The organism is Streptomyces sp. NPDC029152 (assembly GCF_055564355.1).
The window spans coordinates 68,938-82,895 of record NZ_JBVHWR010000010.1 but is presented as its reverse complement, the minus strand read 5'-3'; the positions used below and the strand labels follow the sequence as shown (position 1 = coordinate 82,895).

Annotated in this window: 12 protein-coding genes; 3 read left to right on the top strand and 9 right to left on the bottom strand. The window is 72.7% G+C overall.

Annotation, left to right across the window (positions count from 1 at the left end; genetic code table 11):
* Positions 1-21: 21 nt before the first annotated feature.
* The 9 genes from ACZ4V6_RS21745 to ACZ4V6_RS21705 form a co-directional block, all read right to left on the bottom strand.
* Positions 22-948: a S66 peptidase family protein gene (locus ACZ4V6_RS21745; protein WP_467829810.1), complete on the bottom strand. Its 927-nt coding sequence runs from the start codon at positions 946-948 to the stop codon at positions 22-24.
* Positions 945-2,930: a dipeptidyl-peptidase 5 gene (locus ACZ4V6_RS21740; RefSeq protein WP_467829809.1), complete on the bottom strand. Its 1,986-nt coding sequence runs from the start codon at positions 2,928-2,930 to the stop codon at positions 945-947. Before ACZ4V6_RS21740 ends, ACZ4V6_RS21745 begins: the two co-directional genes overlap by 4 nt.
* A 2-nt stretch (positions 2,931-2,932) precedes the next feature.
* Positions 2,933-4,288 (bottom strand): M20/M25/M40 family metallo-hydrolase, encoded by a 1,356-nt coding sequence (locus ACZ4V6_RS21735; RefSeq protein WP_467829806.1) that lies wholly within the window; start codon positions 4,286-4,288, stop codon positions 2,933-2,935.
* Positions 4,281-5,114 carry a M55 family metallopeptidase gene (locus tag ACZ4V6_RS21730; RefSeq protein WP_467829803.1) on the bottom strand — a complete coding sequence of 278 codons (834 nt, stop codon included), beginning with the start codon at positions 5,112-5,114 and terminating at the stop codon, positions 4,281-4,283. Before ACZ4V6_RS21730 ends, ACZ4V6_RS21735 begins: the two co-directional genes overlap by 8 nt.
* A gap of 212 nt (positions 5,115-5,326) precedes the next feature.
* A complete protein-coding gene (locus tag ACZ4V6_RS21725; protein WP_467829801.1) occupies positions 5,327-5,575 on the bottom strand; it encodes a hypothetical protein in 249 nt (82 codons plus the stop codon).
* A gap of 221 nt (positions 5,576-5,796) precedes the next feature.
* Entirely contained in the window at positions 5,797-6,153 is a 357-nt protein-coding gene (locus ACZ4V6_RS21720) for a hypothetical protein (protein ID WP_467829799.1), read from the bottom strand.
* 20 nt (positions 6,154-6,173) lie between these two features.
* On the bottom strand, positions 6,174-6,317 hold the full coding sequence (locus ACZ4V6_RS21715) for a hypothetical protein (protein ID WP_467829797.1): 144 nt from the start codon (positions 6,315-6,317) through the stop codon (positions 6,174-6,176).
* Between the two features lie 48 nt (positions 6,318-6,365).
* Entirely contained in the window at positions 6,366-8,768 is a 2,403-nt protein-coding gene (locus ACZ4V6_RS21710) for an MFS transporter (protein ID WP_467829795.1), read from the bottom strand.
* Between the two features lie 149 nt (positions 8,769-8,917).
* The gene (locus ACZ4V6_RS21705; RefSeq protein WP_467829792.1) at positions 8,918-9,361 is read right to left on the bottom strand and encodes an SRPBCC family protein; all 444 of its coding nucleotides are present in this window, start codon (positions 9,359-9,361) and stop codon (positions 8,918-8,920) included.
* 157 nt (positions 9,362-9,518) lie between these two features.
* On the opposite strand from ACZ4V6_RS21705, the gene ACZ4V6_RS21700 reads away from it, so the two are divergent.
* From ACZ4V6_RS21700 to ACZ4V6_RS21690, 3 genes are all read left to right on the top strand, one after another.
* Positions 9,519-10,550 (top strand): Rv2578c family radical SAM protein, encoded by a 1,032-nt coding sequence (locus tag ACZ4V6_RS21700; RefSeq protein ID WP_467829790.1) that lies wholly within the window; start codon positions 9,519-9,521, stop codon positions 10,548-10,550.
* Between the two features lie 1,540 nt (positions 10,551-12,090).
* Positions 12,091-12,633, top strand: coding sequence for a hypothetical protein (locus ACZ4V6_RS21695; RefSeq protein ID WP_467829787.1), 543 nt, complete (start codon positions 12,091-12,093; stop codon positions 12,631-12,633).
* Between the two features lie 212 nt (positions 12,634-12,845).
* A partial coding sequence (locus tag ACZ4V6_RS21690) for a trypsin-like serine protease (RefSeq protein WP_467830302.1) occupies positions 12,846-13,958 on the top strand: 1,113 nt, incomplete at its 3' end.

The window sequence follows — 13,958 nt, the reverse complement described above, 5'->3', positions numbered from 1 at the left end:
GGGCCCGGGCGGGGCGCCCGGTCAGCGCAGGGCCGGCTCGTCCAGCGTCAAGGTGCCCGCGTCCGCGTCGAGTTCCGCGGCCACTCCGAAGGGGATCGTCAGCGCTCCCGCGCAGTGCCCGAAGCCGAAGTTCTCGACGACCGGCACGCCGAGGCCGCCGAGCCGGTCGGCCAGCATCGGGCGCAGCCGCTCGGCGGGCCCGCACTGCTCCCACGATCCGAGCAGCACACCGCCGGCCCCGCCCAGCCAGCCCGCGCGCAGGAGTTGGGTGAGGTAGCGGTCCAGACGGTAGGGCTCCTCCCCCACGTCCTCCAGGCACAGCAGTCCACCACGCGCCGAGGGCCGGGCGTGCGGGGTGCCCAGCTCGGCGGCGAGCAGGGCGAGGCAGCCACCGAGGGTGACCCCCCTCGCCCGGCCGGGGACCAGGGGCGTGCTGTCCCCGGCGGTGATCACGCGGACGGTCTCCGGGGCGAACAGGGTCGCCTTCAGATGGTCCTGCGCCTCGGCGTTCTTGAGGAAGTCGACGCCCGCGGCCATCGGTCCGTGCAGGGTGACCAGGTCCAGGCGGCGGGCGAACGCCTCGTGCAGTGCGGTGATGTCGCTGAAGCCGACGAACACCTTCGGTCCGGCCGCGCGCATCGCCTCCCAGTCGAGCAGGTCGGTCATGCGCTGGGCGCCGTATCCGCCGCGGGCGCACAGCACCGCGTCCACGGCGGGGTCGCACCAGGCGGACTGGAGGTCGGCGGCCCGGTCGGCATCGGTGCCCGCGAGGTAGTCGAAGGTGCCGTGGCGGTCCAGGACGTGCGGCGCCACGACCGGGTCGAGGTCCCAGCCGCGCAGCACGTCGAGGCCGGCCTGCAGCCGCTCCTCGGGCACGGGGCCGCTGGGCGCGACGACGGCCACGCGTGCGCCGGGGGCGAGCCGGGCGGGTCTGGTCAGCTCCCTCATCCGGTCAGCTCCAGGGTCGGTACGCCCTGCGGCCGCAGGCCGAAGACCTGGGCGTAGAGGGAGAGCTCGGCCTCCAGCGCGCGCACCATGGTCTCCGCGCGACGGAATCCGTGCCCCTCGCCCTCGAAGGTGAGGTACGCGTGCGGCACGCCCCGGCCCTCCATGCGGGCCACGAACCGCTCGCACTGCACGGGCGGGCAGATCACGTCGTCCAGGCCCTGGAGCAGCAGGAACGGCGCGGTGACCCGGTCGGCGTGCTCGGCGGGCGACCGCTCGGCGTACCGTTCGGGCACCTCGGACAGCGGGCCGATGAGGCTCTCCAGGTACCGCGACTCGAAGTCGTGGGTCTCTCCCGTGCCCCAGCCGGTCAGGTCGAGGATCGGGTAGATGACCGTGCCGCAGGCGTAGACGTCGGTCGTGGCCAGCGAGGCGGCCGCGGTCCAGCCGCCGGCGCTGCCGCCCCGCACCGCGAGCCGCCGCCGGTCGGCGGTGCCCTCCTCGGCGAGGGCCAGGGCGACGGCGGCGCAGTCCTCGACGTCGACGACGCCCCACTGCTCGCGCAGCCGGTTGCGGTACTCGCGGCCGTACCCGGTGGAGCCGCCGTAGTTCACCTCCGCGACGCCGATGCCGCGCGAGGTGAAGTAGGCGATCTCCAGGTCCAGGACCAGGGGCGACCTGCTGGTGGGGCCGCCGTGCGCCCAGATCACGTAGGGAGGCAGCTCGCCGTCGGGGGCGGTGCAGCCGGGGTTGCGCGGCGGGTGGAGGTACGCGTGGATGTCGCGTCCCCGGGGACCGGTGAAGGTGCGGACCCGCGGCTCGGGGTAGTACGCCGGGTCCACCGGGTCGTGGTGCGGGGCGCCGATCACCCGGGACCTGCCGGTACGGGCGTCCAGCTCGACCACCTCGTAGGCGCTGCGGGGGCTGGCGCCGACGGCCGCGACGCGCTCGCCGTGGACGGCGAGGGCGGCCGCGAACTCGGTCCAGGGGCCCGCTGCGTCGACGACCTCGCCGGTCTCCGGGTCGAGTATGCCGAGGGCGGTGGCACCGCGGCCGTGCACGACGGCGATCAGACCGCTGTCCAGCGGCGCGAACCAGCGCTGTCCGAGCTTCCACAGCGGCCCGCCGAACTCCTCCTCGCGGGCGCACAGCGGCTGCCCGTCGCGGTAGAGATTCCACCAGCCGGTGCGGTCGGACGCGTACAGCAGGGTGCCGTCGGGCGCCCAGTCCGCCTGGGCGACCGACTCCTCGGGTCCGCCCGCGACGGTCCGCGGGGCGTGGAAGACGCCCTCGGTCCCGATGTCGGCGACGATCAGCTCGGTGCCGTCCCAGGGCATCCGCGGGTGGTCCCAGGCGAGCCAGGCGGCGCGCCGCCCGTCGGGCGAGACACGCGGCCCGGTGACGAACCGGTGGTGTACGCCGGTCAGTTCGCGCACCGCGTCCCGGTCGCCGGCCGCGGATCCGTCCAGCGGCACCGCCGCCGGCACCCGGCGCACGTCGGTGGGCCCGTCGCCGGTGAACTCCTCCAGGACGCACCACACCTCGCCGCGCTCCGGGCGCAGGTCGGGCTCGGCCCAGCGCAGACCGCCGCCCACCGGGGAGACAGGTGTCAGCGGACGCGGCCCGGCGTCGCCCGGCTCCCAGGCGTACAGCCGCTGGTCGGCGAAGTTCACGAAGACCAGCAGCGGTCCGGCCTCGGTCATGAGCGCGGCCCAGGGCCGGCCGCCGTACTCGATGACGCGGCTGCGGACGTTCCACGGTGCGGGCAGCACCGTCTCCTCGGTGCCGTCCGCGCGCCGCCGCACCAGCGTGCGCCGGCCGCCCTCGGCGGGCCGGGGCGCGGTCCACCACACCTCGTCGCCGACGAAGCCGACGTCCTCGGGCCGACCGTCGTGCGCGGCGGCGAGGGCCGCGTCGACGGGTGACGGCCACGATCCGTACGCCAGGGTCCGCACCGGTTCCCCCACTTTCTCCTCCAGTTCCATCGCTAGGCCGTGCGCAGGAATCGGTCGAGGACGCGGACACCGAAGTGCAGCGCCTCGACGGGGACGCGTTCGTCGACGCCGTGGAAGAGGGCCTGGTAGTCGAAGCCCTCCGGCAGCTTCAGCGGCGCGAACCCGTATCCGGTGATGCCCAGCCGCGAGAACTGCTTGGCGTCCGTGCCGCCGGACATGCAGTACGGCACGACGTGCCCCTCGGGGGCGAACTCCTCGACGGCCGCGCGCATCCCCGCGAACGTCGGCGAGTCCACCGGGGCCTGGAGGGCGACCTCGCGGTGGGCGAACTCCCAGTCCACGTCCGGCCCGGTGAGCCGGTCGAGGGTGGCGCGGAACTCGTCCTCCCAGCCGTGCAGGAACCGTCCGTCGACGTAGGCCACGGCCTGGCCGGGGATGACGTTGACCTTGTAACCGGCGTCCAGCATGGTCGGATTGCTGCTGTTGCGGACGGTCGCCTCGACCAGGGCGGCGGCCGGTCCGAGCTTGTCCAGCAGCGCGTCGACGTCGCCGAGGTCGGTGTCGACGCCGTACAGGGCGGCGAGTTCGGTGAGGGCGGCGCCGACGGTCGGGGTCAGGCGCAGCGGCCACTCGTGCTCGCCGATCCGGGTGACCGCCGCCGCGAGCCGGGTCACGGCGTTGTCCCGGTTCACCTTGGAGCCGTGTCCGGCGCGTCCGCGTGCGGTGAGCTTCAGCCAGCCGGTGCCGCGCTCGCCCGCCGCGATCGGGTAGATCTCCCGGCCGGAGCCGTCGTGGAAGGTGAACGCCCCGGACTCGCTGACGCCCTCGGTGCAGCCCTCGAACAGCGCGGCGTGCCGGTCGGCGAGGAAGCCGGAGCCGTCCTCGGCGCTGGCCTCCTCGTCGGCGGTGAACGCGATCACGATGTCCCGCCGCGGCCGTACGCCCTGCCGGGCCCAGTCGCGCGCGACGGCGAGGATCATCGCGTCCATGTTCTTCATGTCGACCGCGCCGCGCCCCCAGACGACGCCGTCGCGGATCTCCCCGGAGAACGGGTCGACGCTCCAGTCGGCGGCCTCGGCGGGCACCACGTCCAGGTGGCCGTGGACGAGCAGCGCGCCGGCGGACGGGTCGGTGCCCTCGATCCGGGCGACGACGTTGGTCCGGTCCTTGGTGCGCTCCAGGAGCGTGGGTTCGATCCCGGCGTCGGCGAGCCGCTCGGCGGCGTACTCGGCGGCGGGGCGTTCCCGGCAGTCGCCGCCGCCCCGGTTGGTGGTGTCGATGCGGATGAGGTCGGAGGTGAACCGGACGACCTCGTCCAGCGCTCGCGCGTCCACACCGCCGGACGTGCCCGATCCGCTCTCCGGCGTGCTCCCGGGCTGCTCAGCCATACTGCTCCTCCACCGCGGACGAGACGATCGTGGTGACCGCCTTGAACGTGCGAATCGTCTCGAACATGGTGTCGTGGGTGTACGCCGCCTTCCGCTCCCCGACGCGGGCCACACCCGGCACGACGGTCGCGGCGTCCGCCAGGTGCTCGGCGTCGAACTCCACCGCGACGGTGAACGGACCGCCGCTCACCGGCTCGTGCCGCACCGCGAGCGTCGCCGCCTCCTCGGCCGCGGCCCGGATGTCGGCGGCGGTCCTGGCCGGGGTACGGCACACGGCCGCGTACCGCGAGACGTGGTCCTTGACCGCGACCTTCAGCGCCCCGGGCGCATAGCCGAGCGCGTCCTCGCAGGCCACGTCGTCCCCGGTGACCAGCACGACCGGCACTCCGTACTCGGCGACGACGTGGGCGTTGAGCAGGCCCTCGCTGGCCCGTACATCGTTCAGCCACACGCCGGTGATCTGGTTGGCGAGGTAGGTGTGCGCGAGGACGCCCTCCATGCCGGCGCCGGCGTGGTAGCCGACGAAGGCGATGCCGTCGACGTCCCCGTGCTGCACGCCCTCGACCATGGACAGGGCCTTGTGCCGTCCGGTGAGCATCTGCGTGCGCTCGTCGAGCCGCTCCAGCAGCAGGTTGCGCATGGTCCAGTGGGCCTCGTTCACCAGCACCTCGTCGGCGCCGCCGTCGAAGAAGCCCTGCACGGCGGCGTTCACGTCCGAGGTGAACATCGACCGGCACCGCTCCCACTGCAAAGTGCCCGGCAGCACGTCGGCCGGCCAGGTGACACCGGTGGCGCCCTCCATGTCGGCGCTGATGAGGATTTTCACGAACCGTGGTCCATTCGCAGGTCAGAGGCTTGCAGCGTGGCGTCGGGGATCTTCATGCCTCGAAACCGTACGCGTTGCCCGGCCGCCTCGGCCAGAGCTGTGGACAACTGTCGGTGGTCCGGACCGCCGAAGGCACCCCGAACGGTCCACGACCAGCCCTTTCCGGCGACCGGGGTCCCGGCCGGCCGCACCCGCTCGTTCCGGACGCCTGCTCACGGCGCTCCGCCGGGGAAGGGACCGGGACGGACGGACTCCTGCGCAAAGGCGTCGCGCCGGCTCCGTCCGGTGGGCCGGGCCGGCGCGACGACCACCGGGACCGCCTCGTGCCCGAGCTCGCCGCGGACGTCCGTCTCGGCCTCGCCGGAGGGGGCTTGTCGTCCGAGGTCGTCACCGAGCTCCGCGCCGCCCTGGACGCCGCCGGTCTCGGACGCACCTGCGAGGTCTGCCCCGGCACCGACCACGGCTTCACCATGGCCGACACCGACGCCTTCGGCGCCTCCGGGCTGAAACGCCACCGGGACCGCCGCTGTCCCTCTGGACCGGGCCCTGGCCGACAGCCGAGCCCCCGGGGACCGAGGGCGTGTTTCCCGGCCGGTGCGGGGGTGCACCGGCACCGGCAGGACCATCGTCTCCGCCGAGCCGGACACCGTCGCACCGCCGGGCGGGCCGCCGTGGCCGGAGGTCAGTCCGCGTACACGAGGACCAGGCACAGGAGCGCGAACTGCGCGACGGACGCGCCGAGCAGCGTCGGCACCGCCGGGACCGCCGCCGTCAGCCGCTCCCCGCCCTTGCGGCGGCCGGAGCGGAACACCACGCGGGCCGGGACGAACAGCAGCGCCATGAAGACGACGAGGACCACCGGTGCCGAGAGCCGGCTGAAGACGGTGACGCCGGTGTCGGTGGCCAGGCGCCAGGCGGTCGTGCCGAAGACGACCGCCGGTCCGGCCGGCAGCCCGAACGAGAGCACCGACGCCACGGCGACGGTCAGCCCCTCGGTCAGCCGCTCGGCACGGGTACGATTCCGGCGCGCTTCTGGCACCCCGCTGCTTCCCACGGCGCTCACCACTCGGGCCGCCGCAGCCCGGCCACGGCCGCCACCGGGTCCCCGACGGCGCCCGGACCGCAGTGCCGCGCCGCGCCCTCGCGTGCGGACCCGGCCCGGTCGCCCCGGCGGGCCACCCCTCGGCCGGTCTCGTGCGTCATGGCCGGGCGGGCTACGTCACGGCCCGCGCCCGGCGGCGGGCGGGGGTGTCAGTCCTCGTGTCCGAGCTGGAGGTCGCGTTCGGTGCGGCCGCCGCCCGCCACCTGGAGCACGGTGGCGACGGGCGGATAGCCCGCGGCGATGACGGTGTACTCGCCGGACGACAGGTCGACGAAGCGGAAGGTGCCGTCGGGGCCGGTGGTCAGCGTGTCCACGACGTTCCCGGCCGCGTCGAGGAGCGTCACGCGCGCGTCCTCCACGACCCGTCCGCCACTGGCGCGCACCGTGCCGCGCAGCACCGCGCCGCCGGCCAGTTCGACGTCCTGCCGGGTCTCGCGGGCGGCCTGGACGCTGACCGGCAGGGCGGCCGGGCGGAAGGCGGGCGCGCTGGCGGCGAGGGTGTACTCGCCGGCCACCAGCTCGGTGATGACGTAACCGCCCTCGCGGGCGCTGCGGGTGGTGGCCACGACCTCGCCGTGGACGTTGGTGAGGGTGACGATCGCGTCCCGGACGGGGCTGCCGTCGGCGGTGACGACACTGCCGGCCAGGCGGCCGGCGCCGCCGAGGACCACGTCCAGCTCGACCGGCCGCTCCCCCACGGTCACGGAGACCGCCTGCGGCTGGTGGCCGCCGGCGGCGGCGATCAGGACGTACGCCCCGGAGCCGGGCGTGGCCAGCGCGTACCGCCCGTCCTCGCCGCTGGCGCCGCGGCCGATCTGCTGACCGCCGACGTCGATGAGGGTGAGCGCGGCGCGGGGCACCACGGTGCCGTCGGGGTGCTGCACCGTGCCGCAGACGGGGATCCCGGCGGCGTAGGGCGAACGGGCCTGGGGGACATGGGCGGTGGACTGCGCGGTCTCGGGCTCGGTGACGGGGGCGTTGTGGGACACCAGTGGTTTCTCCTTGAGGAAGAAGGCGATGAGCAGGCCGAGGGCGAGTACCGGCACCAGGTACAGGAAGATGCGCGGCATGGCGTCGGCGTACGCCCCGATGTAGGCGTCGCGCAGCGCCGGGGGGAGGGTGTGGACGAACTGCGGGGTGATGGACTCGGCGTCGGGCAGCCCGGCGCCCGCGCCGGCGGGCACGCGGTCGGCCAGGGCGTCGGTGAGCCGGCCCGCGAAGAGGGTGCCGAAGACGGCGGCGCCGACGCTGCCGCCGATCTGCCGGAAGTAGTTGTTGGCGCTGGTGGCGGTGCCGAGGTCGGCGGGGCGCACGCTGTTCTGCACGGCGAGGACGAGGACCGGCATCACCATGCCGATGCCGGCGCCGAGGACGGCCATCCAGACGCTGTAGTGCAACCGGGGCGTGTCGGCGTCGAGGCGGGAGAGCAGCCACATGCCGAGGACGGACAGGACGCCGCCGAGGACGGGATGGACGCGGTAGCGCCCGGTGCGGCTGATGAGCTGCCCGGAGATGATCGACGCGCCGACGATGCCGCCCATCATGGGGAGCATCAGCAGGCCGGACTCGGTGGCGGTGGCGCCGTCGACCATCTGGAGGAAGGTCGGCAGGTAGCTGGCGGCGCCGAACAGGGCGACGCCGACGACGAGGCCGACCAGTGCCGTGACGTTGAAGACGGAGTCCCGGAACAGCCGCAGCGGGATCAGCGGTTCGGGCGCGAAGTGCTCGGCGGCCAGGAACAGGACCGCCGCCGCGACCGCGCCGGCGGCCAGGCCGAGGATGACCTTCGAGTCCCACGCGTACTCGGTGCCGCCCCAGCTGGTGAGCAGCACCAGGCAGGTGGAGGCGGCGGCGAGGAGCAGGGCGCCGAGGAAGTCCAGGCGGGGCTTGACGCGGGGCCTGGGCAGCTTCAGGACGACGGCGACCACGGCCATGGTGACCAGGCCGAAGGGCACGTTGACGTAGAAGCACCAGCGCCAGGAGAGGTGGTCGGTGAAGTAACCGCCCAGCAGCGGCCCGGCGACCGAGGCGAGTCCGAAGGCGGCGCCGATCAGTCCCATGAACCGGCCGCGCTCCCTGGGCGGCACGATGTCGGCGATGATCGCCTGCACGCCGATCATCAGGCCGCCGGCGCCGACGCCCTGCACGGCGCGGAAGACGATCAGCTGGTCCATGGTCTGCGCGCGCCCGGCGAGGGCCGAGCCGATGACGAAGACCAGGATGGCGAACTGGAAGACGCCCTTGCGGCCGAAGAGGTCGCCGAGCTTGCCGTAGATCGGCAGTCCGATGGTGGAGGTGAGCAGGTAGGCGGTGATCGCCCAGGACATCTTGTCCAGGCCGTGCAGCTCTCCGACGATCTTCGGCAGTGCCGTGGCGACGATCATCTGCTCCAGCGCGGCGAGCAGCAGCGCCAGCATCAGCCCGACGAACACCAGCCGCACCCGGCGCGGGCTGAGCCCGTCCTCCCGCTCCGGCTCGGGAGCGGGGGCCTCGGGGGCCTCCGGGGGTGGTGCGGCGACCGGTTCGTCCTGCACCAGAGTGATCCCGCCCACGTACCGCTCCCCTCGTCGCACCTGCTCACTTTTGCCGCCAGAGGCGACAACTACGAGCAAGTGCGACAAGTTACGGCGTACGGCGCGATCGGCCGAGGATCACTCGAACCGGTGAGACCGCCAACACCCTTATTCGAAGGGCCTGTTGGCTACTTCTCCACCTCGGCGGCGAGCTTGGCGAGCACCGCGTCGTAGATCCGGGCGAGCCCCTTGGGCGCGAAGGTCTTCTCGAAGAAGCCGCCGATGCCGCCGGCGCCCTTCCAGGTGCTGGTGACGACGACCCGGGACCTGCCCTCACCGGCCGGGGTGACCCGCCAGGTGGTGACCATCGAGGAGTTGCGGTCCTTCTCGACGAGTTCGCCGTCGCTCGGCTCACCGACCTCCAGCAGGCAGTCGCGGACGCGCTTGCTGGTGGCCTGGAGCTTCCAGTGGACGAGGGTGCCCTCGCCGTCGCCGCCCTCGCGGACCTCGTACTCGCTGAAGTGCTCGGGGAGCAGCTTCTCGCGCGTGCCGCTGTAGTCGGCGAGGGTGTCGAACACCGTCTCCGCGTCCGCGGCGACGATCCGCTCCGTCGTGGCCTCGACCTGCGCCATCGGGTTCCTCCAGGGCTGGTTCTCGGGATCGGGGCAAGCCAACCACCCCGCCGCCCGGCCACCAAATCGGGGGGCGCGAACCGGGCTCGCGCGAATCGCCCGCACGATCAAGGGAACAAGTGTTCTATTCTGTGCGGAGTGCTACCGAGGAGGCGCCATGCGCTGGGAGAACCTCACGGACTCCGACCACGCCCGGGTCGCGGACCCCGCGCTGTTCGGCGCGGACGCGGTGGTCACCCGTACCTTCGACACGCCCGGGTTCCGCGGCATCACCTTCCACGAGGTGCGGGCCCGTTCGATCCTCGACCGGGTGCCGGGCGCCTCTCGGATGCCGTTCGAATGGACGGTGAACCCGTACCGGGGCTGCTCGCACGCGTGCGTCTACTGCTTCGCCCGCAAGTCGCACAGCTACCTGGACCTCGACACGGGCCTCGGCTTCGACTCGCAGATCGTCGTCAAGGTGAACGCCCCCGGCCTGCTGCGCCGCCAGCTGGCCTCCCGCCGCTGGCAGGGCGAGCACGTGGCGATGGGCACCAACGTCGACTGCTACCAGCGCGCCGAGGGCCGCTACCGTCTCATGCCGGGCATCATCACGGCCCTGACCGAGCACGCGAACCCCTTCTCGATCCTCACCAAGGGCACCCTGATCCTGCGCGACCTGGACCTGCTGATCCGGGCCGCGCGGGTGACGGACGTCGGCATCTCCGTCTCGGTCGGCTTCACCGACCCCGACCTGTGGCGCACGGTGGAGCCGGGCACGCCCGCGCCGGAACGCCGGCTGGACGTCGTACGGACCCTGACCGAGCACGGCATCGGCTGCGGGGTGCTGATGGCGCCGGTCATCCCCTTCCTCGGCGACGAACCGGCCCAGCTGCGGGCGACCGTACGGGCCGTCGCCGCGGCCGGCGCCACCTCGGTGACCCCCCTGGTCCTGCATCTGCGCCCAGGCGCCCGGGAATGGTTCATGACCTGGCTCGGCCGGCACCACCCGCACCTGGTACGCCGCTACGAACGCCTCTACGCGGAGGGCGCCTACGCCCCGACGTGGTACCAGCGCCGGATCACCGGCCAGGTGCACGCCCTCGCCCAGGAGTACGGCATCGGGCCGACGCGTCCGGGGACGCCGCGGCGGACCGAGCGCGCGGACACGCCCCCTGCGGCGGAGCCTGTTCAGCTGCCTTTCATGTGAGGGGAGCAGGCGGGCCGGGCGCGGGGCCGTGTGGGCTGCCTGCGGCCGAGGCATGCCTCGCCATGCGGTCGGACGGAGCCCGCGCACCCGGTCCTGTCGACGTGATCGACGGCACCGGTGGTGCTCCTGATCCACCCGTCACCGGCGCGGAGCGCTCCGGTCGGCACAGACCGCGGGCAGGCTCCCGACGGCTCGGCGGTCGAGCCGGTGATCTCCACCATGAACTGTTCGGCCTCCGGCGCTCGCCGGTTCACGAAGCCTTCGGAGACCCGGGCCTCGGCGGACCGTCGTCCGCGAGCGGAACGTGGGCGCGCACGCACGGTCCGCCGGGGTCCGCGTCCCCCAACTGCTGCACGGTCCACCCTCCGCCGGTGTCCTCGAGGACGATCCCGGCGCACAGGGCCCCGTCGCCTCCTCCTTCACGGGTGGGGGGCGAAGGGGAACATGCCGCAGCCTTCGGTCGCGACGACGTCCGGCATGGCCCGGAAGGGCTTCGGCCCCCGCAGGGGTGGCTGATGCGGTCCGCCACGCCGCCCTTCGCCCGGGTCAGTGGTCCGTCGAGCCCCCAGCCGTCGGTGAGGTCCTTCTGGGCCCACAGGCATCCGGCCGCCGCGGCGCCCGTCGTGGCATCCGGCCGGACGACCGGCATGACACGGGGCACCACGCAGCCGGGCTGGGCGTGTCGGTGGAACCGGTGTCCCGGACGTCGTCGTCGCAGCGGATCACCCTGGGACGCCCCCAGGAGGCGCTCGGGTCCGTGATCCGGGCGCCGTGGAAAGCCACATGCAGTTCGTACGCCGTCGTGAACTCGACCTTCGTGCCGACGCGGCCGGAGAGGAGGAGCACTGTCGTGACGAACAGCGAACGCGGGTTCGGGGTGGATCATTTCACCGCGAGGAGATCGGTAAACCGATTGGCCGTCAAGGGAATTGAGGGCCAATCGGCTGATGAGTCGCGAATGACACCGTTTACCCCGCACCGGGTCTTCACACATAGGCACGCAACCCCTGCAACGAGTGACTGACCTCACGTCAGATCTTCAAATCATGCCCGGTTTACTCCACTTCGGACAGTAGACAAGATCGTCCGGCAACGATGACATGTACGGGATCGGTGGAGCCGGGATTTCGGAGGACGGAATTTCCGGACGACTTCGATGACGTCAGGACGGGGGGGAAACGACTGGTGGCCGCCAGGGGTCGGGAACTGCCGGAGTACGGGCGAATTCGCCGGCATTCAATTCCGGCGACCCATCGGACGGACGTTTCCGGGACGTTTCCGCTTGTCGCTCACGGAAGGGGTGCGGACCACGCGCCGCGTCCCGGGCACCGGGTCGGCGCCGGCGCGGACGCGCTCGTCATCGACGTTCCGTTCCCGGTCGGCCGCGCGCTCCCGGGCCACGTCGCGGGCGGCCGTGCGCGGACATCCCGCCCACCCGGCTGACCCCTGCCGAGCGTCCTGTACGAGCAGGGTCGCCCAGCCGGCCCGTACCGGACGCGCACATCCGGCGCAGCCCCTCGTAAATCGACGAAGGAACGAGATGAAGGCACACATCGTGACCGCGGCCAAGTCGCACCGCAAGAAGTTCGTCGCGCGCACCCTGCTCGCGGCCGCTGCCGCCGGCGCCGTGGCGTGGGGCGTGTTCCCGGCCGGGACACCGGGCGGAGGCGGAAGCGGCCCGGCGGCGGCTGTGGCCGACGAGGCGCCCGGCTACGCGGTGGAGGACTTCGGCTACCCGGAGGCCGACCGGATCCTCCAGGAGCGGGGCATCGTCCTCAAGCGCGGTGACGGTCACATCACCCTCGCCGACTGTGCCTCCGGCACCGGACTCCTCCAGGTCGTGGCGAGGCGTCAGGCCGACCCCGTCTGCTTCCGGACGGTCGGCACGTCCGGCTGGCTCACCCTGGAGATCCCCGCCGTCTACGTGGTCAAGGGCAACGACTACGCCACGCAGGTGGAGATGACGGTCGGGGACGAGGAGAAGTCGTTCGACATCCAGAAGAACACCTGGACCGCTGTGGGCCAGAGCGCGGACGAGGAGGGGCGCGAGTTCATGCTCATGGAGATCAGGACTTCCCAGTAGCCCCTCGTCGGCGCTCCGCGGCGAGCCGCCGCGCCCGCGAGCGCCGTCCACGGTCCGGCATACGGACCGCGCACTTGCCCGATCCCGGGAGTCCCGACGTGATCGGGGAAGTTCGCACGAACGGTTCACCAGCGGCAGTCAGTACAGGAATCTCACAAAGGAATTCCATGTTGCGCCCTCTCTCCCGCTCTCTCCTGCTGGCCGGCTCCCTCATGGCCTGCTGTGTGACAGGTCTGTCCGCTCCACCGGCTGTCGCCCTCAACGGCGCCGTCACCTCCGACGCTTCGCTCTCTTTTGTCGCGAAGATCAACGTCGGTGACCAACGGGCCTGCACCGGGTCCCTGGTGGACTCCCAGTGGGTGCTCACGGCCGCCAGCTGCTTCGCACCGGACGCCAAGCCCGCCGCCGGCAAGCCCGCCGTGCCCACCACCGTCACGGTCGGCCGCACCGACCTGACGCAGACGGGTGGCAGCGTCCAGCCCGCACTCGCCCTCGTTCCGCACGCCGACCGCGACCTCGTCCTGGTCAGGCTCAGCAAGAGGATCACCGACCCGGCGATCAAGCCTGTACAGATGGCCTCCGCCCCCGCCGCGGACGGTGAGGAACTGACGAAGGCCGGATTCGGGCGGACCAGGACCGAGTGGGTGCCCGACAAGCTGCACACCGGCACCTTCACCGTCGGCTCCACCACGGACACGGCGGTGAACCTCGACGGGTCCGACACGGCGACGGTGTGCCAGGGCGACGCGGGAGGGCCCGCCCTGCGCTCCGTCAACGGCAGTCCCCAGCTCGTGAGCGTCAGCTCCCGTTCCTGGCAGGGCGGCTGCCTCGGGATCGACCCCGCCGAGACCCGCACCGGCGCCGTCGACACCCGAGTCGACGATCTGGCCGGCTGGGTGAAGGAAGTCGTGTCCCGCGAGAAGGTCACCCCCGCCGACATCGACGGCGACGGCAAGGACGACCTCGTCCTGCAGCGCATCGACGGCTCCGTGGTCGTCCATCGCAATCTCGGCACCAGCTTCGGTCCGGGAACCGTCATGTCGGCCGGCTGGGGCCGCTTCCTCACGGGCACCGACATGGGCCGCCTCTACTTCGCCGACATCACCGGCGACGGCAAGGACGACCTCATCGTCCACACCAACGACGGCAACATCGCCGTCCGCAAGAACATGGGCACCTACTTCGACGGCGGCACCCACTGGAGCGCCGGCTGGGGCCGCTTCGTCACAGGCACCGACATGGGCCGCCTCTACTTCGCCGACATCACCGGCGACGGCAAGGACGACCTCATCGTCCACACCAACGACGGCAACATCGCCGTCCGC